The organism is Paenibacillus sp. UNC451MF, from assembly GCF_000686845.1.
Taxonomy (GTDB): domain Bacteria; phylum Bacillota; class Bacilli; order Paenibacillales; family NBRC-103111; genus Paenibacillus_S.
In genome coordinates, this window is record NZ_JMLS01000022.1 from 54161 (window position 1) to 79267 (window position 25107).

Annotated in this window: 18 protein-coding genes; all 18 read left to right on the forward strand. The window is 43.3% G+C overall.

Translation table 11 applies throughout. The features are described from left to right. The first annotated feature begins 1 nt into the window (after position 1). The 18 genes from BP97_RS0121655 (at position 2) to BP97_RS0121740 (ending at position 25099) form a co-directional block, all read left to right on the forward strand. On the forward strand, positions 2-868 hold the full coding sequence (locus tag BP97_RS0121655; RefSeq protein WP_028550980.1) for a flagellar hook-basal body protein: 867 nt from the start codon (positions 2-4) through the stop codon (positions 866-868). A 27-nt stretch (positions 869-895) separates the two neighbouring features. Beyond that, the gene (locus tag BP97_RS0121660) at positions 896-1141 is read left to right on the forward strand and encodes a DNA-directed RNA polymerase subunit beta (protein ID WP_028550981.1); all 246 of its coding nucleotides are present in this window, start codon (positions 896-898) and stop codon (positions 1139-1141) included. Positions 1142-1251: 110 nt separating this feature from the next. Further along, complete coding sequence (locus BP97_RS0121665) at positions 1252-1800, forward strand: CDP-alcohol phosphatidyltransferase family protein (RefSeq protein ID WP_028550982.1); 549 nt, start codon at positions 1252-1254, stop codon at positions 1798-1800. Positions 1801-2016: 216 nt separating this feature from the next. Continuing rightward, the gene (fabZ, locus tag BP97_RS0121670; protein ID WP_028550983.1) at positions 2017-2454 is read left to right on the forward strand and encodes a 3-hydroxyacyl-ACP dehydratase FabZ; all 438 of its coding nucleotides are present in this window, start codon (positions 2017-2019) and stop codon (positions 2452-2454) included. Positions 2455-2508: 54 nt separating this feature from the next. Next, entirely contained in the window at positions 2509-4215 is a 1707-nt protein-coding gene (locus tag BP97_RS0121675; RefSeq protein ID WP_028550984.1) for a phospho-sugar mutase, read from the forward strand. Positions 4216-4231: 16 nt separating this feature from the next. Then, entirely contained in the window at positions 4232-6292 is a 2061-nt protein-coding gene (locus BP97_RS0121680; protein WP_442952383.1) for a DUF5693 family protein, read from the forward strand. Then, positions 6265-7389, forward strand: a complete 1125-nt coding sequence (csaB, locus tag BP97_RS0121685; RefSeq protein ID WP_028550986.1) for a polysaccharide pyruvyl transferase CsaB — start codon at positions 6265-6267, stop codon at positions 7387-7389. Before BP97_RS0121680 ends, csaB begins: the two co-directional genes overlap by 28 nt. A gap of 47 nt (positions 7390-7436) precedes the next feature. Further along, positions 7437-8129, forward strand: coding sequence for a WecB/TagA/CpsF family glycosyltransferase (locus BP97_RS0121690; protein ID WP_081824311.1), 693 nt, complete (start codon positions 7437-7439; stop codon positions 8127-8129). 128 nt (positions 8130-8257) lie between these two features. After that, positions 8258-9367 carry an MraY family glycosyltransferase gene (locus BP97_RS0121695; protein ID WP_028550988.1) on the forward strand — a complete coding sequence of 370 codons (1110 nt, stop codon included), beginning with the start codon at positions 8258-8260 and terminating at the stop codon, positions 9365-9367. 239 nt (positions 9368-9606) lie between these two features. Continuing rightward, positions 9607-13473, forward strand: a complete 3867-nt coding sequence (locus BP97_RS0121700) for an S-layer homology domain-containing protein (RefSeq protein ID WP_028550989.1) — start codon at positions 9607-9609, stop codon at positions 13471-13473. Positions 13474-13938: 465 nt separating this feature from the next. Continuing rightward, positions 13939-17295, forward strand: coding sequence for an S-layer homology domain-containing protein (locus BP97_RS39050; protein WP_051620856.1), 3357 nt, complete (start codon positions 13939-13941; stop codon positions 17293-17295). A 103-nt stretch (positions 17296-17398) separates the two neighbouring features. Beyond that, entirely contained in the window at positions 17399-17998 is a 600-nt protein-coding gene (locus tag BP97_RS0121710) for a hypothetical protein (RefSeq protein WP_028550990.1), read from the forward strand. A gap of 87 nt (positions 17999-18085) precedes the next feature. Beyond that, complete coding sequence (locus tag BP97_RS0121715) at positions 18086-18352, forward strand: alpha/beta-type small acid-soluble spore protein (protein ID WP_028550991.1); 267 nt, start codon at positions 18086-18088, stop codon at positions 18350-18352. 198 nt (positions 18353-18550) lie between these two features. After that, complete coding sequence (gene metK / locus BP97_RS0121720; protein WP_028550992.1) at positions 18551-19756, forward strand: methionine adenosyltransferase; 1206 nt, start codon at positions 18551-18553, stop codon at positions 19754-19756. 265 nt (positions 19757-20021) lie between these two features. Continuing rightward, the gene (locus tag BP97_RS0121725; RefSeq protein ID WP_028550993.1) at positions 20022-22640 is read left to right on the forward strand and encodes a stalk domain-containing protein; all 2619 of its coding nucleotides are present in this window, start codon (positions 20022-20024) and stop codon (positions 22638-22640) included. Positions 22641-22761: 121 nt separating this feature from the next. Continuing rightward, complete coding sequence (locus BP97_RS0121730) at positions 22762-23916, forward strand: sensor histidine kinase (protein ID WP_028550994.1); 1155 nt, start codon at positions 22762-22764, stop codon at positions 23914-23916. A gap of 3 nt (positions 23917-23919) precedes the next feature. Continuing rightward, the gene (locus BP97_RS0121735) at positions 23920-24645 is read left to right on the forward strand and encodes a response regulator (protein WP_028550995.1); all 726 of its coding nucleotides are present in this window, start codon (positions 23920-23922) and stop codon (positions 24643-24645) included. Between the two features lie 55 nt (positions 24646-24700). Beyond that, positions 24701-25099, forward strand: a complete 399-nt coding sequence (locus BP97_RS0121740; protein WP_028550996.1) for a glycosyltransferase family 2 protein — start codon at positions 24701-24703, stop codon at positions 25097-25099. Positions 25100-25107 lie beyond the last annotated feature (8 nt).

Genomic DNA, 25107 nt, shown 5'->3' on the forward strand with positions numbered 1-25107 from the left:
CATGAACAATTCAATGATCAACGCGTCCGTTTCAATGCACGCTCTGCAGCAGAAGCTCGATATATTATCCAACAATATCGCTAACATAGATACTAACGGATACAAACGTAAAGAAGCATCCTTCCAGGATGTCCTCACCAGTGTGAAGCAGCAGCCTAACGGGTTTCAAAAACAAGGTCGGCTATCTCCCTTAGGCTATAATCAGGGTTGGGGCACCATGCTCGTACAAGCTCAGCTCAACATGGGACAAGGCTCCTTGCAGCCTACAGGCAACGATCTCGATTTGGCTGTTGAAGGTAACGGTTTGTTCGAGGTCAACAGCGTGGTCCGGGATGCCAATGGGGCGCTAACAGCTCAAACAGTCTGGACGAGGGATGGCTCCTTTCAGTTGAGCCCTTCGGATAACCCGGCAGATGCTGATTTCTTTCTAATGACGAAAGACGGTCGTTATGTGATGGGAACCGATGATACTCCAATCAGAATTCCAGCCAATCATAAGGTTAAAATCGAAGAAAATGGTACGATCATGGCACAGGACGATGCGGATAAATCCGCTCCACCGCTAGAAGTGGGACAAATCAAGATGGTTCGTGTTCTACGTCCTCAGCTGCTGCAGCAGCTAGGTGAGAATTTGTACAGCTTGCCAGCGGATGTAGCGAATCGTGGTGATATTTTGCAAACCGTGGATACTGCCAATAATACGACGGACCGTGTAGCTGTACGTCAAGGTTTTCTGGAGAAATCTAACGTGAAGCTAGCCGATGAAATGACGGACTTGCTTCAAGTCCAGAGGTCCTTCCAATTAAACTCAAGGGCGATCTCTTCGTCAGATACGATGATGGGTCTTGCGAACAGTTTACGTGGATAAGCCTCTTTTTGAAGTGAGGTTGGTAATGTGACAGAAGTGGAGTCAAAAAAAGAGAGTAAAAATAAAGAAAAGAAGCGGATTAAGTCTTCGAAAAAGTGGAAACGAGTGGTCTTTTCGATAGGCAAGTGGTTATCGATTCCATTTTTATGTGTGGTCGCTTTATCCATAGGACTTGTCTTAGGATATGTCTACGTAGGAAAGCGTCCGATGGATGAAGTCTATGAGATTGATACGTGGCGGCATTTGTATGACCTGGTCTTTTCCCAAACCTAATACCTTATAAGGAACTCCCTTGGTGGGAGTTTTATTTTTTGTCCAAGAACGGTATAATATATGGATGGGACGAATGCCCAAATCACGTGGAAGGGGAGAAAGGTTTTTACGTGTGGAACTTACCTAATCTGTTGACGGTATGCCGATTTTTTCTTATCCCCGTGTATTTGTTGGTGTTCGAAGCAGGTTATATCAGAACCGCCTTTTTGATACTCTTACTGGCGGGAATGACGGATGTACTGGACGGATATATCGCTCGCAAACAGAAGCTGGTGACGCAGCTAGGTAGCATGCTGGACCCATTGGCGGATAAAATGATGATGATTACAGTCATTCTGTCATTGGTTTTTTCCAAAATGATCTCGTGGGAAGCGGCAGTGGCTATGTTTTTGCGGGATGTCGGGATGATTGTGGGGTCGGCGATCTTTCACTTTCGCGGCAAACAGACGGTTCCGGCTAATGCCATGGGCAAACTGACCACCGTCTTATACTATGTGGCCATACTACTGATTATCTTTAAGCTCCCCTACGCTAATGCCTATCTGTGGTTTGTTATTATCGTTTCTTTTGTCACGTCGACCATATATATTTTCCAGTTTTATTTTCTCAATAAGAAGGGTAATGAAGTTCCGATAGATACCCAGAAGCCTAATCTGTGAATGTTATGTTCGATTGGTTTGCCTGCGAAGTGTAGACAACCATTGCGATAGACCTTTTTATGTAAAAAGAGCTTATGTCTAGGCCGGCATACGTTGGCAAACCTATACATAAGCTCCCTTATATCAACCTTCACTACTGCAGGTCATGAAGGGACAGCTATAGTGTAAGTTGAAAGAAAAGTTTTTATACCCAATTTCGAAAGGAGCAACATTACCGTGCTGGATGCCTTACAAATTCAAGAAATTATTCCTCATCGATACCCATTTTTGCTTATAGACCGAATATTAGAGGTGGAAGCCGGCGTCAGAGCGGTGGGGCTTAAGAATGTAACGATTAACGAGCCTTTTTTTGCAGGCCATTTCCCTTCCTATCCTGTTATGCCTGGGGTGCTGATTGTTGAAGCTTTAGCTCAAGTCGGTACAGTTGCCATGCTGCAAGTGGAAGCGAACCGGGGCAAGCTGGGCTTTTTTGCAGGTATTGATGAATTTCGTTTCCGCGGACAAGTCGTTCCTGGAGATACCTTAATTTTGGAAGTTGAAATTACCCGCCTAAAGGGTTCAATCGGTAAAGGACAGGCTGTCGCCAAAGTGGGCGATAAGGTTGTAGCAGAAGGCACCCTAATGTTCGCTCTGTCCGATCCCGCTAAAAAATAAATTCGTTGTTTACTTTTTTTACTACTATTATATAGGTCTAAAAGGAGATGGATTATGAGCACGCAAAACCGGGTGGAAGAACAATACAAACTATGGTTGAACGACCCTGCCATCGATGAAGACACGAAGAATGAATTGAACAGCATTGTAGGGAATCCGAAAGAAATTGAGGATCGCTTTTATCGTGATCTTGAATTCGGAACCGGGGGGCTTCGCGGCGTAATTGGTGCGGGCACAAACCGCATGAACGTATATACAGTAGGCAGGGCCACACAAGGTCTGGCACAGTTTGTCAATAAAAATGGGCATGCTAATCCATCAGTAGTTATCGCCTATGATTCACGCAATCAATCCCCTGAATTCTCGCTGGAGGCTGCTAAAGTCCTGGCTGGCAATGGAATTAAAGCCTATGTATTTGAATCATTGCGTCCTACACCAGAGCTTTCTTTTGCAGTAAGAGCCTTGAAAGCTTCTGCAGGAATCGTGGTTACAGCTAGCCACAATCCGCCTGAATACAATGGGTACAAAGTATATGGATCTGACGGTGGCCAGTTAGTGCCAGACCAGGCTGAGCAGGTAATTGGTGAAATTCAGCGTGTTCAATCGTTCAGTGATGTAAAACGTGAGACACGTGCGAAAGCGGAAGCTTCCGGATTGCTGCAGTGGGTTGGAAAAGAGCTGGATGAACAGTATATCCAGGCCGTTTCCTCTGTCAGCTTAAATCAAGACGTGATCAAAAAAATGAGCGATAGCTTCAAAGTCGTTTACACTCCATTGCACGGAGCAGGGAATATATCGGTTAGAGCGGTATTAGAAGCGGTGGGCTTCAGTCATGTTGATGTTGTTGCAGAACAAGAGCTTCCAGATGCCAAGTTCTCTACGGTAAAATCTCCGAACCCTGAGGAAAAGGAAGCCTTCACTTTAGCAATTCGCCAAGCGAAGGAAGTGGATGCCGACATTATTATTGGTACGGATCCCGACTGTGACCGGATGGGTGCGGTAGTGAAGGATGCTAACGGCGAGTATTTCGTCCTGACTGGAAATCAATCCGGGGCCATTATGGTCGACTATATGCTTAGTGCTCTTAAAGAGCGTGGCGAGCTGCCTGCCAATGGGGTTGTTATTAAGACTATAGTGACCAGTGAAATGGGCGCGGCTATTGCTAAGTATTATGGCGTAGAAACATTAAATACGCTAACCGGATTTAAATATATCGGAGAAAAAATGACGCAGTTCGAAGCCTCCAAAGAAGCGAAGTTTTTGTTTGGCTATGAGGAAAGCTATGGCTATTTGGCAGGTAATTACGCAAGAGATAAGGATGCAGTTATCGCCTCCATGCTTATTTGCGAAGCTGCGGCTTACTATAAGAATCAAGGAAAAACCTTGTATGAGGTGCTTCAGGAGCTGTACGAGCGTCATGGTTATTTCTTGGAGTCGTTGGAATCCCGGACTATGAAAGGGAAAGACGGCGTAGAGCAAATACAAGGCATCATGAGGGACTGGCGCGATAACCCTCCTGCAGAAGTGAATGGGCAATCGGTCGATAAAGTGGAGGACTTCTCGCTTGGACTGTACGGACTGCCTGTTGAAAATGTATTGAAATATACGCTAGCGGACAATTCTTGGTTCTGCTTGCGACCTTCTGGCACAGAGCCGAAGATCAAAGTATACTTTGCTGTCCGCGGCAATTCAGCGCAAGCAGCCTCCGACACGATTCATGGCTTGGTTAGCGCCGTCATGAGCCGGGTTGACCAAAAATAACGGTAGGAGTTGGAACGTGTTGACTGGGCGTTACTTGCACTGGAATCGTAAATGTATCAAATGGTTATGGTGGCTGGTTATTCTTGGACTGTTGGCTTCATTGCCTATAGCTTATGAAAGAAATGAGACGGAGCAGCAAACGGCTCGTAAGGTTGAGTTTGTGTTTGATTATCGGGATTTGTTAGAAATTTCGGATACACAGACCGATCCACGCCAGTTTGTTATGAGTCAACTCAAAGAAATGAAGAGTGCCGGCATTCAATCGATGGCTGTTTATGAGTCCACGTTAAGTGAGCTTAGACTAAGCCGTAGGATAGAGGTGTTCTCTTCACATGAAGCGACAGCCCTAACACAGAGCCCGATTTCTCCGAATGAAAATTTCACTTATATTTTGTTCGCCGAAAAAGACTCTCAGGAAAAGCTGCAGCCGTTAATTACCCAAACCTTTGCTAACTTGAATGTAAAAACACGTCCGTGGAGCTTTAAAAACCAGAACGGCATGATTATCGAGATGGGCTTGGATGAAGCGAACCTTAAGCCGATGGACCCGGATCCAATTACGCTGCAAATGCTGAAGGAGCAAGGCTTCCAAATCGTCATGAGGATGTCCAACCGCAGACCTTTCGATGAGGCGCGTATTGACACATTGCTTGGACAATTGCAGCAATTGGGAGTGAAGCGGTTCATTATCGATGGCGAAACCGTGCCTGGCTTTGTCAGCGAGTCCAAGCCGGAAAACATCGAAGTGATGGCTGAACTGATGAAAAAGCATCATATGGGCTTAGCTAACATTGAATTGCAGAAGACCCAGCAAAAAGGGTTTAACCGTTTAGCCAAATTAATTGACTACAATGTCGTACGTTTGCACTCCTTCACTGAGAAGGATGGAGAAAAGCTGACGGAAAACTTGACTGAGCAAGAATTAAACGAACGCATCCAGGGGGTAGCTGACCGCTTTGTGTTGGCTGTCAAAGATCGCAACATTCGTATGGTGTTCCTAAATGCGCGTGCGGTTAAAAACCTGGATAAAGGAAAAATACTGAATCCGTTGGATTCAATGCGTGAAAGTTTAAAAGGCGAAGATGGTGCAATACCTCGTATCAAGGATGCCGGGTTTACCATGGGGATAGCGGAACGCTTCTTCCCATTCCACTCTGGATGGCAGAAAGCGGCCAAAGGGTTATTGTTCATTGGCGCCATATCCTTAATCGCTTTGACGGTATCGGCTTTTATTCCGGAAATTACGTTGTTTATCTTTATCGTAGGGTTGGTTGGTGCTGCCGGAATGTATGTGCTATCGCCAAATTTGTTTGCGCAAGCCTTGGCTCTATCCTCCGGGACATGTGCTCCTACGTTAGCGATAATTCACGCCATTCGTTCGGCCAAAGCTAAATATCAGGCGAGCACAGGCTCTCGTCTTGGGTTTGCCATTTGGCTTTTGCTGCGAACATCGGCGATTTCGGTTATCGGTGTACTTTTCATCGTTGGATTGTTGAATCAAATTATTTACCCGCTGGTCTTAGACCAATTCAGAGGCGTAAGTGTACTGCACTTGCTGCCAATCGTGCTTGTTGCCCTATACTGGCTGCTGTTTAACGAGGGTCTTTCCCATCGGGATAAGCTGGCCAAAGGGAAAAAGCTGCTGTCGTCATACATTAGTGTGCTGTGGGTTATCGGCGCTGCAGCCATTGTTGGTGCGGGAATGTATTACTTATCTAGAACAGGGAACGAGGGACAGGCTTCTGCTTTCGAACGTTTGTTCCGGTCGTTCTTAGAGAATACTTTGGGCGTTCGCCCTAGAACAAAAGAATTTTTAATTGCTCACCCGTTGTTCTTGCTTGGAGCTTACTTGTGCATGAAATATCGCAATGCTGTGCTTCTTATCTTGGTGGGTGTAGTCGGTCAAGCCTCTATCGTTGATACCTTTGCCCATTTACACACACCCCTAATGATCTCAGCGACTCGTATCGTTTATGGATTATCGTTTGGGATCTTGATCGGGATTGGTTACATCATTGTCTGGGAGATTGTTGTAAGGAGTTGGCGTCGTTGGACCCCGTTGTTACTAAAAGAATAGTATTGTCCGGCTACTATGGCTTTGACAATAGCGGTGATGAGGCCGTGCTCCAATCCATATTGTTAGCTTTGGAAGAACAGGGAAAGGCGAACGGTGTACGATTCGTACCCGTCGTTCTTTCAGTTCAACCGGAGAAAACGAGCAAAACATATGGTGTTGAATCCGTTCATCGGATGAAGCTCGGCCAAGTGATTCGCGCGATTCGCGGGGCGGACGGGCTGATCAGCGGCGGAGGCAGTCTTTTACAGGATGCGACTAGTGCCAAGACCATTCCATATTACTTAGCTATTTTGAAAATAGCACAGTGGCTTGGAAGACCGACATTTATCTACTCGCAAGGAATTGGCCCGGTGAACCGGGGCATGTTTTTCGGATGGATTCGTTCTATTTTTAATAAAACGCTATATATATCCGTTCGAGACCAAGAATCTAAAGAGCTGCTTCAAAGAATGAAAGTATCTAAAGACATTACGGTTGTGCCTGATCCAGTGATGGGGATGCCACTCGGCTCCTATGATACGGATCAGGCACAAACAGCGGAGGCTCCGGTTATCGGAGTTTCCGTCCGTTATTGGAATCAGGACCGTTCCGAGTTAAAGGCTCTTGCCGAAGCTTTAAGACGTATGCTGGAGCAAAGTGAGGCAGTCATTCGGTTTCTTCCGTTTCATCTGCCATCTGATGCAGCCGCTTCAGACGAAGTACGTGCTTTGATTGGTGAAAGCTTTGGGTCTCGGATTACTACGGCCGTTAGTGTAACTCATCCTCAGCACATGCTGGCGGAAGTCAGCCGCTGTAACTTATTAATAGGCATGCGTCTGCATTCCCTTATATATGCTGCTTCGCAAGAGGTGCCGATGCTGGGCATTTCTTACGATCCGAAGATCGATCAGTTTATGAAACGGCTGCAGATGCCTGTCGTTGCAACAACGAAGAGCATTCAACCGGATCGGGTAGCTGAAGAAGGGTTGCGTCTTCTTGAGCAACGCTCATCATGGCGCGAAGATAAAAAAGGGCTTATTTACAATCTTAAGAACGAAGCACAAAAGCCTGCGCAATATATGGCTTCATTTTTCACCAAAGGAAGGGATTCCAAGTGACGATACCGAAAGTGTCCATATTCGGCGTACCGTTCTCCAAACTAAGTATGAAGGAAACGATCACTCATATAGCTCAGATGGTCGAATCCGGACGCCCACATCAAATCATTACGGCTAACCCGATTATGGTCATGTCAGCCTTGGAAAACACGGCGTATCTAGAGATGATGAAAAAAGCAGACCTGATCGTGCCTGACGGAGCAGGGGTTGTATGGGCAGCCAATTATGTTGGCAGCCCAGTAGCTGAACGGGTGACGGGATTTGATTTGATTCAGAATCTCATGCAATTGGGTCAAACCAAAGGGTGGAAAATATATTTGCTCGGGGCATCCCCTGAAATTATCCAAGCCGCTGCGAATCGTTTAAAGGAACAGTTTCCTAATCTGCAGCTTGTCGGATATCGTGACGGATATTTTAAACCGGATGAAGATCAAAAGGTTATTGAGAATATAAGATCATACCATCCGGACATCCTATTGGTAGGAAGATCAGCAGACACACAAGAGCCTTGGATTGCCAAGTATAAAGAAGCGCTTCAAGTCCCTGTTATTATGGGGGTTGGAGGAAGCTTTGACGTCATGTCCGGCAAATTGAAGCGGGCGCCAAAATTATTCCAAAAGCTGCGTCTGGAGTGGTTTTACCGATTGCTTCAAGAGCCTTGGCGGTATAAACGAATGCTGGTCCTGCCGAAATTCGCTATGAAGGTGATCCGGGAGAAGGATACCGTACAGAGACCTTGAAAATAACTATGAAAACTTACTGATAAACGCCTGATTTCCTTAAAATTAATGTGGTGTTACGGTCTCAAACGGAGTATAATCTGTAGTGTTTGGGGTTTTTATAGATAAAAGGGGCTGTGAAAACAAAAATGAATGTATTATACGCAATTGGTTTTGCTGTCGCATGCTTGATTGCCCTTCTTATGACACCTTTGGTAAAAAAGTTTGCTTTCTGGGTAGGCGCTGTAGATGCACCCAATCATCGGAAAGTACATAGTCGCATCATGCCGAGGCTGGGCGGATTGGCCATTTTTGTTGGATTTGTAGGTGCTTATTTCGTTATTTCACCGGCTATTGACTCCTTAAACGGAGACGTTGCATTGGGATTGCTAATCGGAGGAGCTATTATCGTACTGTTAGGTGCATTGGATGACAAGTTCGATTTATCCCCGAAAGTTAAACTGCTTGGGCAAATTCTTGCAGCGTGCGTTGTTGTTTATTCTGGTGTCGTTATTGATCTTGTTAACGTACCGTTCGGCGACACAACCGTTTCGTTAACCTGGTTAGCCATTCCACTCACGATATTCTGGATTGTCGGAGTAACGAATGCGATTAACCTTATAGATGGATTGGATGGACTGTCTGCTGGTGTATCGGGTATTGCGACAACAACTATTCTTATATTAGCTTTAATGATGGGGAACGTTACAGTGGTATTGCTGAGTATGATACTGCTTGGCAGCATTGTAGGCTTCTTATTTTATAACTTCCATCCGGCCAAAATCTTTATGGGTGATTCTGGTTCGCTTTTCCTAGGGTTTAGCTTGGCAACATTGTCCATCTTGGGCTTTAAGCAAGCAACCGTGTTATCCTTGCTGGTACCTATTATGATTCTTGGAGTACCCTTGTCTGATACTTTCTTTGCTATATTGAGGCGTTGGGTTAATAACTTGCCTATCTCCAAACCGGACAAGAGCCATTTGCACCATTGTTTGCTGCAACTCGGCTTTAGCCATCGCGTGACGGTATTAATTATTTATGGTGTTGCTTCCATTTTTGGAGGCGCAGCTGTACTGCTTTCTTACATGTCGGAGCAGCAGGCTATCTGGGGAATGGTACTACTGATCGTTGTTCTTATCGCAGTTTTGGTGTTAGGTGCGGAGGCAATCGGAATCATTAGTCAGACTAAGAAACCGGTCCTGCGTTTTTTACAAAAGATACGAGGATTGTCTGGTGACAGATCACGGATGATCAAATAAATAGATATAGTAAACGAATCCCAGACCTTCAAAGGTTTGGGTTTTTTTGTTTTGTCAATTTTCAGGATTCGCTAAATTTTTCATGCGATAAAGCCGATAAGTAAAGTACATGAAACTTTTTTATTGCTGCGGGCGGCCTAAAATCTGCAGTAAAACACGCAAGGGGGGCTTTTCGAACGAAGGGGCTAACGACAGCAAGTAACAAATATCAAGGAAATATGACATAAGGAGGAACCATTTTGAAACGACTAACCTACAAATGGACGAGCTTTTCCATTGTATTGGCACTTGTTTTAAGTTTAGTGGCGCCTTTAACGGCGTTCGCTGAAGTAACGTTGAACGTTACGAACTTGCAGTATCGTAATACAGATGTAGTGCCTGACAGCAACTCTATTGTTGATCAGTTTACAAGTAATCCCATTTCCGTTACAGCTGATGTGAATGGTATTGGGGATGACGAGATTTCTAATATTTATTTTGAAGTGACCAATGTTAAAACCGGTAAGTCAACGGTTGATAAAACTAGCAAACCGGTCAAAACAGGTAACAACGAAATCACTTTTGCAAATGTGACGTTAACCGAGGGTCTTAACAAGATTGTGTTGCGATATGATGGAACCTTGAATACAGCTTCCGCACCTAGCTGGGCTTACTATGTTCCGGTTTCTACTATCAACAATCTTGTCATTAATGGGGATCAAATTATAGATGGAGAGATGTTCCCTAAAAAGGCACCCTACTCCGGTGCGACTATTACAGGTACAGCAGGAAATGCGACAAGCATAGAAGCATACCTCAATAGAGGGACGACGGCATATCATCCTGCCAACTTTACTCGAGGAACGTTTACCTATATTACAAACACAGGAAGAACCAATGATATCAAGTTTGTTCCTGGGGATAACGAAATTAATTTTGTTTCTAAAAACAGTACCAATACATACAACTTAAATAAATCGTTTATTTACGATGATGGCAAAGCGTTCGCGTATGGTGCTATGGTTGATCAAAAAACTGCCGGAACGGCCCCAACCCAAAAAGTTAGCGTCGCACAAGTTCCGACTTTGCAGCAAAATTCCAGTACCAATAGTAATGTGACGTTCTCTACTTCCTTAAAAACAACCCGCACGGGAAGCGTATCGGATTATGTTTATGCGGACATTGAAATGGTGGGTACAGGTGGAGCGTATAAGCTTCATTATAATTTCAATGATAAAAAGCTTACGCTTCTTGATATCGATAATAATGTTGTAACCGATCCAACTGGCAAATTAAATAATAGCGTTACTCCTTACTTCAATCCTGCGCTTAATAATGCGAACAGTAACGTTACGATTGATACTGCAAGGGGGATTGAGATTCACAACATTCAAGTCGATTTACCGGTTAATACGAGTCGGAGATTTCAGCAAATTGATGTTACCTTCACTCATAAAAATCTAATCGACACTACGAAATCCAGCTTTAATTTCAACTTCGTTGACGACAATGCTCCTTATGTTGATTTCGTTGAGCGTATTATTTCCGGTGCCAGTACGAATCCTAGGCTGATTGAAACAGGAAGTAATCAGATTACAGAGTTTCCAGCGACATTGAAAATTACAGCAAAACAAGCTTCGCAGGTATTGGTGAAGCTGAACGGGGCTCCTTATGATGATGGGGTAACCGGGCATACAGGCGGAATTTACCCTATTAATAGCGATACTGCAGATGTCCTATTGCAAGGGCTTCGTGATGGACTGACGAAGTTTGAAGTAATACCTTATACGACAGGAACTCCGACAGAGTTTCCAGCAGGAGCCAAGTCATATGATCTCCAAGTCTCCGCTGCTCCATATATTATTGTAGATAATATTTACAATGGAATGGTTGTTAAAAATATCAGCGAAATTATCTGCGAAAGCGGAAATTCTTGTATTACTGGTAGAGTAGCTAATTTGGGCGGAACTGGCCAAATGAAAGTATCTATCAATAATAAACCGGTTGACCAGGCTGGCGAGGTTACGTTTACCACTCCAACTAAGTTTATAGTGAAGCCTACCGATGCAAGCAGGGTAGAATATTTGTTCGGTAAAGATGATGGAAGAAAAACCGTTCATTTTGAAATTTGGATTGATGGTCAAAAAGTCTCCGAAGCGAGCTATGACATCTTTGTTTTTAGTCAAAATCTTCCGACAATCTTGAGCTTTGCACCGGACTATGATCCTAAAGATGTTAAGTATACTAAAGATACGAGACCGGATACGTACTATACCACGTCCAATGAATTGAAAATCGCCGGTTCTGCGGCTAATGCAAGAGAAATCAAAGTAACCTATTTGAAACCAGGCAGTACTTCTCCTATTGGTGTAAGTATATCTCCAGCATCCGCAGGAGCTGTTGCGACTCCATTCAGAAATACGGGAGATCCAATTAAGCTCAATGATTACGGTGCTTATACATTCACAGTAGTAGTAACTAACGATAGCGGCGCAACAGTAACCAAGTCATTTACTATCACTCGTGAGCCGACGCCTTACTTAATTTTGGAGCCACAGCTTATTAAGAATGAAGCAGGTAAAGATCAAGCTAACATTAATAAGAATTTCCAGAAAATTAAAATCCTCGCTGAAAATGCAGATAGCGTAGTATTTGGTAAGGATGTGGCTGTAAAATCAACGGATCCAATCCAACCTGATATCTATTATTATGAGGTTACTGGTTTGAAGCCGGGGAAAAATGAGATCAAGTTTACCATTAATCGTTCGACTGGCAAACTGAGCGGAAGCTTCATTTTGTTCAATGTAGATACACCTATTGAAGGAAACCAATACAAATCACTGCTTTCCTCCAAAATGAAAGTGTTTAATGGGGATATTGAATTAAGCTTCCCTAAAGATACGAAGCTAATGCGCAATGATCGGGCAGCTGAGAAGCAATATATTTCAGCCGAGCGTAAAATTATGTTTGGCATTGCGAGTAATGATGACGGTCGTGTAGATAAAGAGCTGGAAGACCGTGGCGGGAAAAACTTTCTCATTGAAACATCGGGCCGTTTTAAACCAGCAAGTAAACGCTTCTGGATTGATGCAGGGTCCATTGAAGAGATAAGAGGTTCCAACCAAGAGGAAAAATTGAAAGACGCTCTTGAAGGAAGCGGGCGTTTGCCGAATGAGGCTTCCGAATTCGGTTCTTCTAATGATGTTTTCTATAATCGTTATTTAAAAGACAATGTCATTCCTACGAAGAGAGGCACATTGACATTGAAGTATGATTCCAATATTCGTGACGATGCATGGAAATACGTTACGGTGTTTGAATTCAGCACATTCTCCGATAATAATGGGATGCCGAACGATACCAGAGCGGAGTGGAGAAACATCGGTGGTGTAGTGGATCTCAGCAAAAACACCATTACCGTTCCATTCGATTCTTTCGGGTATTACCAAGTCATGTACATGGACGATAGCTTTGATGATGTAACAGGACATGCATGGGCGAGAGATTATTTGGACGTGTTATATTCCAAGGGTATGATGAACAGTAAAACTTCCAGTCCGGAGAAATTCTCGCCGGATGAGTCCATCACTCGCGGTGAATTTGTCACCATGCTGGTCAAAATCTTCAATATTCCATTGGATAATGAAGACACGAGCATGCCAATTGATAATAACGTTTATACAGACGGAACCTTCAAAGATGTACAAAGAGGAGATCTGTACGGATCTGATGGCCTTTACGATTTCAAACATATTGAGGCTGCAGCAAGAGCGGGTATTGTAAGAGGCGGTAGCGATGGTTATTTCGGTCATCATGATGCTATTTCACGCCAGGATGCGGCTGTTATGATTGCACGCGCTTCTGATTTGAAATTAAGTTCAGATGAGAATAAATCGCTAGCATCCTTGCAAAAATCATTCACGGATGGCGGCAGCATTGACTACTATGCCAGAACGGCTGTTGAGGCGGCTACTAAAGCTGGTTTAATCGAAGGCATGCCGAACGTGCTTTTGGAAGGCCAAAAGAAACAAACATACCGCTTCGCTCCGAAGGATTATTTCTCACGTGCAGAAGCAGCGGCAGTAGCTATTCGCGTATTGAAACAACAAAAGAAAATACCCAAATAAACAAATGAAAAAACTCGCCAAATCATTAGTATGGCGGGGTTTTTCGTTACGGGCACATTGGAAAATAATACGTGATGACGAAGATGATATATCGTTGTATACTAAGTTTCGTGAGCAAGCGAGTATACGAAAATGATATACGAATTGATAGACAAGCTCGCCCGAAAGCTCAGACTAATTTTTTAAAGAAAATCGAAAAAAGTTTTTCAAAGACCGCAACTTTTCATGCAACACTGCGTTTAATTCATTGAAACACAAATGAAACGCCATGAAGAGGCTGATTTTGTTGGGTTTTTTTCACAAAATAACCTCTTTACCTTACTAGTTTTGCAGTGTATAATGTATAAGGGTATGCGACTCTCTATTTATTCAATTATTATTGTTTACTAGTTTCTGCAATCTTATTCATTGCAGACCTTTATAATAATTAATTCGCTCAACTCTAGGAAGGGGGTGAATCGGCTAATGAGGGAATCGAGCTCTAATTTATTTAAACAAAACTCTCAACAACCGAAAGATATTCGAGGAGGAGAAAAAAAGGTTATGAAAAAAAGTTTATCTACAATTTTGTCCCTTGCTATGGCATTTTCGATGTTTTCTTCCGTAGCATTCGGTGAAGAAGCTGGCAAGACTTCCGCTAACTTTAGCGATTTGAAAGATCTTGACGCAGCTACTAAAGCTAAGTTCGATGCAATGATTTCCGCAGGAATTTTTGATGGTGTTAAAGAAGATACTTTTGGTTTGAAAGACAAAATGAACCGCGCTCAATTTGCTAAAGTAGCGGCTTTGGTTTTCAAATTGAAAGTTGACACTTCCTTGAAAACTTCCACTTTCAGCGATGTTAAGGCTGACGATCCAGCTAATGGCTACGCTCTTCCGTACATCGAAGCAGTTAAAGCTGCTGGTATTACTGATGGCTACGCTCCTGGTGAATTCAACCCAGCTGGCGAAGTAACTAAAGAACAACTGGCTGCTTTCTTGATTCGTGGTCTGAACAAAGATTCCGAAGGTAAAGCAACTCCAGGCGTTAACGATAAAACAGTTTCCGATTGGGCTAAAGGTTATGTTGCTCTTGCATTGCAATTGAAATTGCTGAGCAATGGTACTGACGGTACTTTCGGTGGTACTTCTGCAGCAACTCGCGATCTGTTGGTTCTTAGCTCCTATGAAGCTAAACAACAATACAAACCAACTTTCAACGGTAAATACTCCATCGCTTCTTTCAAAGCAACTAATGCAAATGAGTTGACTCTTGAATTGAACGGTGCAGTTACTGAAGAAGCTGCTAAAACTTTGAAAATCGAAATCAAAAAAGACGGTAACGTATTGTCTTCCGGTTACACTACTAAGTGGAGCGATGACAAAACTAAAGCTGTTCTGACTTTTGATTCCAAATTCCAAGAAAACAAATTTGACGTTACTATTAGCGGCGTATCCAACATCGATGACACTGCTAAAACTTCTTCCGTAACAACTACGAAAGAAAAAGTAACTAAAATCGACTTCTTGACTGCATCTGACACAATTCCTCTTGCAGTTGATAAATACGAACAACCAATCTATCCTGGTTACAAAGTGCGCATTGACTTCAAAGCTACTAACCAATATGGTCAAAAAGCTTCCTTCAATGCTAGTAACTTTGATATCCGCGTAAGTGATGGCGACGCTGCTCCAATCGCTGGCGAGCAAGCTATCAACTTGACTGAAGATGCTAAGCAAGAAAGAAACGATAGAATTTCTATCACAATCTTGCACGAAGATAGCGGCGTTCAAATTAACAAAATCTTCACTGTTGGTGACAACCCAATCGTTTCCAAAGTAGAAGTTGGCGACTTGTTGAACTCTGCTGGTAACAAAGTTGATTCCATCGAAGCAAAAAGCTATGCTTACCTTGACATCAAAGCTTGGGACCAATACGGTCTTCGCGTTGAAAACAAAGGTTTGCTGAACGATACAGTTACTGTATCCACTACAGATCGTGACCTTGAAGTTGGCGACAACGATAAAGACGCATTCGTTGATAACGCTGTTGGCGACAACGCTGCTGACTTGAAATTGGTTTCCACTAACAACGAAGAGAAAACAATCAACGTTTCCATCTTTGCTCGTGGTGGTCAATCCGTAAACAAAGACATTAAAGTTAAAGCTTCCAAAGTTCCAGCAACTGTAGAGTTCGGTTCTTACAACTATACTTTGGCTGAGGGCGACGTTCACACTGGTGACGAAGCTGTTGACAACAAATTCTATGTACCTATCGTAATTAAAGACTCCAAAGGTGAGACTTTGACAGCTCAAGAGATCGTTGACGCTTATGGCGATGGTAGAGAAAAACTTGATGTACGTGCTTCCGGTGGTATCAACCTTGAGTCTGCCGAAATCGCTACAACCGGTTCCCACAAAGGTCAAATCGCAATTAAAAATGCGGACAGAAAAGGTACAGCTAGTTTGTCTGTAACTTTGAGAGATATCCCAACTCAAAAAGCTAGCTTCAACATTTCCGTTGGCGATGCTCGTGAAGCTCAAGAAATCAAATTCTCCACTACTCCTAAGAAACAAATGGTAGCTGGTTCTGACAACGAATTGAAATTCAAATTCTACGATCAACAAGGTTCCGAGTTGAAGTATGTTAACAACAACGACTACGACTACTACGTGAAAGTATCTTACAAATTGAATTCTCTTTCCGGTACCGGTGATGCAGGCTTGACTTTCCTTGCTTCTAAAGAGAAAGACGCTGCAAGCGCGAATACTGATCAAAGAAAATTCATCTTTGCACCAAAAACTGTTTCTGAAGAAGTATATCAAAGATTTGATCTTAAAGGTCCAGATGCATACACTGGTCAATGGGAAAACCTGTTTGACAAATCGTTCAAAGTATACTCCAAAGCAGGAGCTCCTAAAGCTGCTTACACAGTTAAAGCTGAATTGTACAGAATTGACAAAAAAGCTAAATCTGGCACAGCAGACCAATTGGTTGATGATGTAAGTCAAGTAATTGAAGTTATCGATCCTAAAGATACTAACAACAAATTGACTTATGAAGTATACCTTGACAAAGGTGTAAACAACACAATTCTTGCAGCTGCTGACTACCTGAACTTGGATAACAACTACAACCAAGATGCAACTACAGGTAAAACAGTTAATGACGTAACTTACTTGAACAACAACTATAACAAGTTGGGTAAAGAAGTTAAAGTTAGAGCGAAAAACAGCAGCGGTGAAGAAGTTAAATTCCCTGCTAAAGTTACTGGCGTAGTATCCAGCAACCCAAGTGTTGTAAACAACATCACTGATGGTAAAGTTGTTTACGGTTTGGATGCAGGTACAGCTACAGTAAATGTGTTCTTCGAAAATGCTAAAGGTGAGCCACAAACTGCTAGCCTGAACGTTACTACTAAAAACGAAGGACCAAGCATCGCTAGCATTTCCCTGAAGAAAACAGGAAAACAATACTCCAGCCTTACTGGTTTGGTAGGTAAATATGTTTGGGATGCAAACCTTGCTGAGAAAATCACTGTTAAAGACCAATATGGTGATGAAATCGTAGCTGAGAATGCTCCAGGATCCAAAGGTGAAGAGCTTGGCGAGACTGACAACTTCTTGGTTCAAGATTCCCAAGGTCCGAAATCTAAAAACCATAACAGCGTATTGAACGTAAGCTTCTACGCAACTGATATTACTGGTGAAGGTACAGTGAAAATTGATACCAAAACTGGTAAAATCACTCAAATTGATGCAGGCGTTACAGGCTTCACAATTAACGTTCTTGCACCAAGCGGTGTAGCTGCTTCCTTCGCTGTAGGCGTTGGCACTAAGTAATAAGTAGCTCTTAAATAGAGAAGACCCTTCGGGGTCTTCTTTTTTTTATCCTAACAGGCTATACTTACAATACATACCAAGTTAAATTTACAAGAGGTGAAGCATGAACAAAATACGTACTAAGATTGTGATAAGCACAGTGATGTTATGGGCAGCAACTATCGTAGGAGCTAATGCAGACGGCACTAATTCAGCAGTCCAGCCTGGTTCTGTAGATGACCCTGTTATTACTAAGAGTTATTTTGAACAAAATATAAAGCAAAAGGTAACCGATGAGCTGACTAAGCAATCCATAACGGAAGAGAAGGTTCGTCAGATTATCAGCGAAGAGTTAGGTAAAGGACAAGCAGGTGGCGGAAGTACAACAACAAATCCGACTCCCGGTACTTCAGGCTCCTCGGGGAATTCTGAATTGACTGTAATAAAATTGGAACAAGGCCAAATCCTATATGGTGGTTCAGGTTCTGAAATTATCGTTCGTACGGGAAAAACTATAGCTGTAAGCGCAGACGACGGCATAGCCGATGTGACCTCTGGCAAGGATATCTCAGCAGGTTCCTCTGTTGAAAATAATCACCTGTTGATTATTCCAAGAGAAGGTCGTGGGATTAAGCCTGATCCCAAACAGAAGCAAGACATTTACGTGATGGTTCGCGGCGACTATAAGCTTACTAATGCGGATGGATCTAAGGTTACACCATAAATTTTACCCATAATGTAAACAGTTTATACGATTGTGCCATAGGTGAGAGGACATACTAGGGTTACATCACTTATGGAGGTGGGTTTTATGGCAAAAGCAAAGAAAGTGGTTCCTGAAAGTAAGCAGGCATTGGATGCACTGAAGTACGAAATAGCGGCAGAATTGGGACTACCCGTTGGGAAGTCAGTAGCTGACGCTAATGTAGAATTTGCAACAGAGCTCGGATCAATACCGTCACATTCCATTAAGGAAGATTATTGGGGGCATATTGCTTCCAGAGACGCCGGTGCAGTTGGCGGAGCTATTACAAGTCGATTGATTCGCAAGGCAGAAGAAATGATGTTTAATTTGTAGATAGATTCAGGAAAATACAAGATTATTTTCCATATATTAATTTTGTAGGAACTCATGCAAATTTATTGACAGTCCTCGACAAATCCAGTAACATAACTTAAAGAAGGTCATGTAAATAAAACCTTTTCCAATTGGAAAAGGTTGATTTTTTGTATGTATAGTTATTAACTAATAAATACTCCTTAGGAGGTCGATACTATGTCCATTCCTCGCGGTCGTCGTTTATTTACATCCGAGTCTGTAACTGAAGGGCATCCGGATAAAATCTGCGATCAGATTTCCGATGCAGTTCTAGACGCATTTCTTAAAAATGATCCCAACGCTCGCGTTGCTTGCGAAGTTTCCGTTGCGACAGGCTTAGTTCTTGTTATCGGCGAAATCTCAAGCCAATCCGAATATGTCGATATTCAAACGATTGCTCGTCAAACGATTGAAGGTATCGGTTATACTCGTGCTAAATACGGTTTTGACTCCAAAACATGCGCTGTGCTTGTTTCCTTGAACGAGCAGTCCCCTGACATTGCTCAAGGCGTAGACAAAGCTCTAGAAGCACGTGAAGGTCAAATGACTGATGAAGAGATTGAAGCTATTGGAGCAGGCGACCAAGGTATGATGTTTGGTTTTGCCGTTAATGAAACTCCTGAACTGATGCCGCTTCCTATTTCTATTTCACATCAATTGTCCCGCAGATTGGCTGAAGTACGTAAAAACGGTACATTGCCTTACCTTCGTCCAGACGGTAAAACACAAGTTACTGTGGAGTATGATGGCGATACACCAGTACGCGTTGACACTATCGTTGTTTCTACACAGCACAGTGAAGATGTTACTTTGGAGCAAATTCAAGCAGATATTAAAGAACACGTTATTAAGCCTATCGTGCCTGAGAAATTCCTTGATGCTGATACCAAATACTTCATCAACCCAACCGGTCGTTTCGTAATCGGCGGACCACAAGGCGACGCTGGTCTGACGGGTCGGAAAATCATCGTTGATACTTACGGCGGCTACGCTCGTCATGGCGGCGGAGCATTCTCCGGTAAAGATCCGACAAAAGTTGACCGTTCCGGCGCTTACGCGGCTCGTTATGTAGCAAAGAACATCGTTGCTGCAGGTCTTGCGGACAAGTGTGAAGTTCAACTTGCTTATGCCATCGGTGTAGCACAACCTGTTTCCATCTCTGTAGATACTTTCGGAACTGGTAAAGTAGCTGAGGAGAAACTGGTAGAAGTCATCCGTAGACATTTTGATCTGCGTCCTGCTGGTATCATTAAGCAATTGGATCTTCGCAGACCGATTTACAACCAAACAGCTGCTTACGGGCACTTTGGTCGTACGGATGTTGATCTTCCTTGGGAACGTACAGATAAAGCAGAACTGCTCAAACGCGACGCATTGGCATAAAAAGCGGTTCAACTATATAGAACAAGTGAAACCAAAGCCTGGTTCCTTATGGAGCTGGGCTTTTTTGTTTTCCTTATAGGCATTTTTCGTATATTGAATCTAAAAAATACGTTTTTTCGACCGTATTCAGGTGTTGTTCGAAAAATGTTCAAATATGACGGATGTTGTCTTCATTTATCTTTTTTTCATTCTAGTAAAACGTAACTTTTTCCATAGTAATAGAGTCTAAGTAAAAGAGAGTGGGAAATAGAAGGGAGAAAGCTACGTGAGTAAGCATAAGGCTTGGATTAAAGTGTCCTCTATCGTTTTATCTGCAATGATAAGTTTATCGCCTCTTATGACGACAGCGCAAGTATATGCGGCATCCGAACCTACAGTGACGATGGTTGGCCAAGAGATTTTAACGTCCGGTGCGGTTTTGAAAAAATATGTTTGGAAATCGACTCGGAATAAAAAAGATATCACCGTTAACGGCAATGTCGTTGAGGTGGATTTAACTAATCCCTATGTGAAATTAGATGTAATGACAGGGACGAACAATCAATTTACCAAGAAGCAAAGTGTTTTAGGTATGGCAACGGAAACGAAGGCAGTGGCAGGAGTGAACGGTGACTTTTACAACACCCAAGCAGAAGGCGTTCCAATGGGCCCTGAAATTGCTAATGGGAAATGGATGGCTACTCCTCCTTATTTGCCAGGTTTCTATACGTTTGGTCTTACGAAGGATAACGTTCCTGTAGTAGACTTGTTTACGTTTCAAGGCTCCGTAACGACTAAGGATGGGGCGAATTTTGTACTTGGCGGGATTAATAAGACGTACTACTGGTTTGAGCCAGGCGGTGAGCATAGTCATGTAGATGCCATGTTCATGTACACGGATGCTTGGGGACAATCCGATCGCTCCAATGACGGTGTTACGGTTCCAACGGAAGTGCTGGTACAGAACGGAATTATTCAAAAGATTGCCGACAACACGATCATTGATATGATTGCTCCTAAAGACGGCTATATTCTTCGTGCATCAGGCAAGGCGGCTGATTTTGTTCGTGCTCATATGAAGGTAGGAGAGCCTCTTAAAGCCGACTATCAAATTCTTCCTCAGGATTCTAGCAAAACGTATGATACGAAAAATTTTAAAATGATGATTGGCGGACATACGATTTTGGTAGATGGGGGCCAGCCTACGGAATTTTCAAGAGAAGTAGACAGCTTATGCTGCACTCGTTCCAGAACGGCCATTGGTTACTCTCAGGATCAGAAAACAGCTTACTTGATTACAGCTGATTACAGCGGAGATAGTAAAGGCTTAAGCATGACCGAGCTTCAACAGTTTATGATTAAAGTCGGTGTTTGGAAAGGGATGAACCTGGATGGTGGTGGATCAACACAAATGGTTGCCAGACCACTGGGAGAGAACAATCCTGTCTTAATCAATAAAACAGAAACAGGTATTCAGCGAAAGGTCGTTAACGGTGTAGGGGTTTATTCTCTGGCTCCCAAAGGGCAAGTGAAAGACCTCGTGATCCAGGCCCCGGATTTCTTGTTTTTGAATGAGCAGGCACCATTAGGATTTAAAGGCTATGATGAATACTATAATCCAATTGGATCTGATAGTGTGCAGGCGACATGGTCTTCAAGCAATAATGCTGGAACCTTCAAAGATAATGTGTTTACACCAACTCAATTAGGTACAGCCAAAGTAACAGCTGCATCCGGTACAGGGACTCAATCGGCGGAAATTCCTGTTGTAGGCAGAGATCAGCTTGCCACGTTGAAAATAGATGCTAGCGACATCGCTTTATCCGAGGGAGGATCCTATAAGCTCCCCGTCATTGCAACAACCAAAGCAGGCAAGACAAGAGAAGTACCACCTGAGTTGGTGCAGTGGGAAGTTCTAGGGATGAAAGCGGAAGTGAAGAACGGTGTCCTAACCGTAAATAGTTTAACGGGTGCTACACAGCTGCAGCTCATTGCTCGTTATGACGGCTACAGCACGATGCTGACTCTTCCTATTGGAAAAGATAACGTATGGTATGATCTCGATAACAATGCGGTTATGACGAATTCCCGTCCGCTGCCACAAGAAGTTACAACGGCAGTCTATATTCGCGAAACGGATACGAAAAATAAGTATTTGGAATTAAACTATGATTTTTCAAAGGCAACCGGAAGTAAATGGGCTTATGCCGATATGGATACAGGTATTCAAATCGATGGTCAACCACAGTTTATTAAGATGAAAGTGAATGGCGATGAAAGTCTGAATTCGTTAAGAACTGAGATTAAAGATAACAGCGGTAAAAACTACTATATAGAGCTAGCCCAAAATATCAACTGGAAGGGCTGGAGGCAAGTATCAGCCGATTTATCCGAGTACGATATGAAATTCCCGATTACGGTGAAAAGCGTTTATGTGTACAATGACCAAGTAGGTCAGGACGAGCGTGCGGCCGTTGGCAAGATTGGCATTGATGACATTACTTTCACTTCTAAAGGCCAACTAGCAGCATTGCCGAACAATTCGATTAGCCTCACGGTTAATAAAACCGCTGTTTCCGTAAACGGTAAAGGGATGACACTGGAGCAAGCTCCTGTCATTATAAGTGGGAACACGCTGCTTCCAATCCGCTTTGTTACGGATGCTTTGGGAGGTACTGTACGTTGGGATGATAAGGAACGGAAAGTAACGGTTATTCGCGGAGATAAAATGATCGATCTATGGATCGACAATCCAGATCTGATTGTTAATGGAAAACGGATTACTGCCGAAGTAGCTCCAAAAATAATGAAGGATGTTACTATGGTACCATTGCGCATTTTATCCGAAAATCTTGGCTGGAAAGTAACCTGGGATGCTAAAACCCAGCAGATTACTCTGCAATAATTAGTTCCATGCTCCTCTTACAAACTTCAATAAATATGGTACTATAATGCTAGGAGCCTGTCCGACACTCGGGGTCGCACAGGCTTCTGTATATGGAATCGTTGGAGAAGGGGCCTTACGTATGCAAGTGGACGCTTTGGACCGCATTATAAAAAATGCAATCGACGTCATGGAGAGCAGCAAATATCAAATATTTGAAATTTGTGAAAATGTCCGGTCAGAGCGTAGTGCGTTGAACAACGAGCTGCAGGAAGTAATGGACGAAACGAGAAAGACCATTGATATGGTCGATCATATTGAGTTGGAATATCGAAGGGCCCGTATTCGGCTGACGGAGGTTAGCCGCGATTTTAAACGTTTCAAAGAAGAAGACATTCGTACGGCCTACGAATTCGCTACTCAAATGCAAACCCAGCTCGCTATGTACAGGGAGAAGGAGCTTCACCTGAAGGCGAGAAGGGATGATCTTGCCAAAAGAATAAAAAATGTCGATAAACAATTGGAGAGAGCAGAAGCTGTAGTCTCCCAGGTCAACGTAGTGCTTGAGTACCTGTCCGGTGACTTGAACCAAGTGACCCGGCTGTTAGAGTCGGCAAAAAACCGACAGCTTCTTGGTTTGAAAATCATTTTGGCCCAAGAAGAAGAGCGTAAACGGATTGCCCGGGAAATACACGACGGCTTGGCACAGACGATGGCTAATGTCGTACTCCGTACTGAAATTGCGGAAAGAATGCTGACTAAGCAGGCGTATGCTTCAGTTAAAGAAGAACTTGTTGACTTGAAGGGTCAGGTCAGAGGAGGGATTGAAGAGGTTCGCAAAATCATTTTCAATCTTAGGCCTATGGCATTAGACGACCTAGGGCTCATACCTGCACTTCGGAAATTTGTACAGGATTTTGAAGAAAAATCAAAGATTAACACACAATTTGAATTTTCCGGTAAAGAAACAAGGCTTCCCTCAGGTATGGAAGTCGCCATTTACCGTCTTGTACAGGAAGCGTTCTCTAATGTAGTGAAGCATTCTCAAGCCTCACATGTTGCACTGGAAGTGACTTACCGACAACAGATGGTGAAAATCACGGTTTCCGACAACGGAATCGGTTTTCTTGTCGATAGTGTAGATAAGAAGATCGAGAAGGGAAGTCATTACGGCATTATAGGGATGCGCGAGCGCGTAGAGCTGCTTGAGGGCAGAATGGAGCTACTATCGACTAAAGGCGCAGGCACTAAAGTATCCATGTTGATACCCATCAAATTAGATTCGAAGGAGGACTAAATAATGGACATCACGGGAAATGCAAAACGCAACATTAAATTAGTTTTGGCGGATGATCACCAGTTATTTCGCGAAGGGGTCAAACGCATAATCAATATGGAAAATGACCTGGAGGTTGTTGGTGAGTGCGGAGACGGCATCCAAGTTATTGAACTTTGTAACACGTTGACTCCCGACATCGTATTGATGGATATTAATATGCCAATCGAGAACGGTGTAGTGGCAACGGAGAAGCTTAAAGGTATTTTTCCTGATATTAAAGTCATTATTTTATCCATCCACGACGATGAGAGCTATGTATTTGAAACGCTGCGTAAGGGTGCTTCGGGCTATTTGTTGAAGGACATGGAAGCGGAGTCGTTAATTAATGCTATTCGTTCGGTTGTTGCGGGTCACGCCTACATACATCCTAAAGTAACAGGTAAGCTGATCAATCAATTGCGCAGAATGACCTATTTGGATGAAGTGGGCGCGGCGGGGAGCGGCACTATTGCCAAGGATGCGGGAGTCAAGTACGTACATACCGATAACAGCCCGTTGACACGTCGTGAGGCCGAAGTGCTGCGACTTATGGCAGAAGGTAAAAGCAATAAGACGATTGGCGAATTTTTGTATATTAGTGAGAAAACCGTCAAAAATCACGTGAGCAGCATTTTGCAAAAGATGGAAGTAGATGACCGGACTCAAGCCGTCATAATTTCCATTAAAAACGGCTGGGTCACGCTGTAAACAGGAACCAACCAACTCATTGCGGCATATACTGGTCTTAAGGGAGGGAGCCGCGATGATGTTAGGTTTACTGTGGATCTTTGGCAGCTATGCTGCAAGTATTGTCTTGTTGCATTGGTGTTATCGACGGCACCGGGATACGGGTCGGAATGTGACGCATTTTTTGCTCATTACACATAATAATCAAAATCAGGTCGAGTGGTATGTTCGTTCGCTGCTTTTTTTCTCGCGGTTCAAAGGTAGAGAGGTCCACTTGACTATAGCCGATGAAGGCTCAACGGATGAAACGTTGGCTATAGCCGAACAATTCCGTAAGGAACATAACCTGGAGATCCTAGCCTTTGAAGGAATGGAATCATGGGATGAGTGGATCCGTCAGCATGAAGATAAGCAGGTTATTGTTGTTCGGCTTGCTAACCAAGATAGTTTGGTAACCGCTTACAAAACAATGTGAGGATGAAT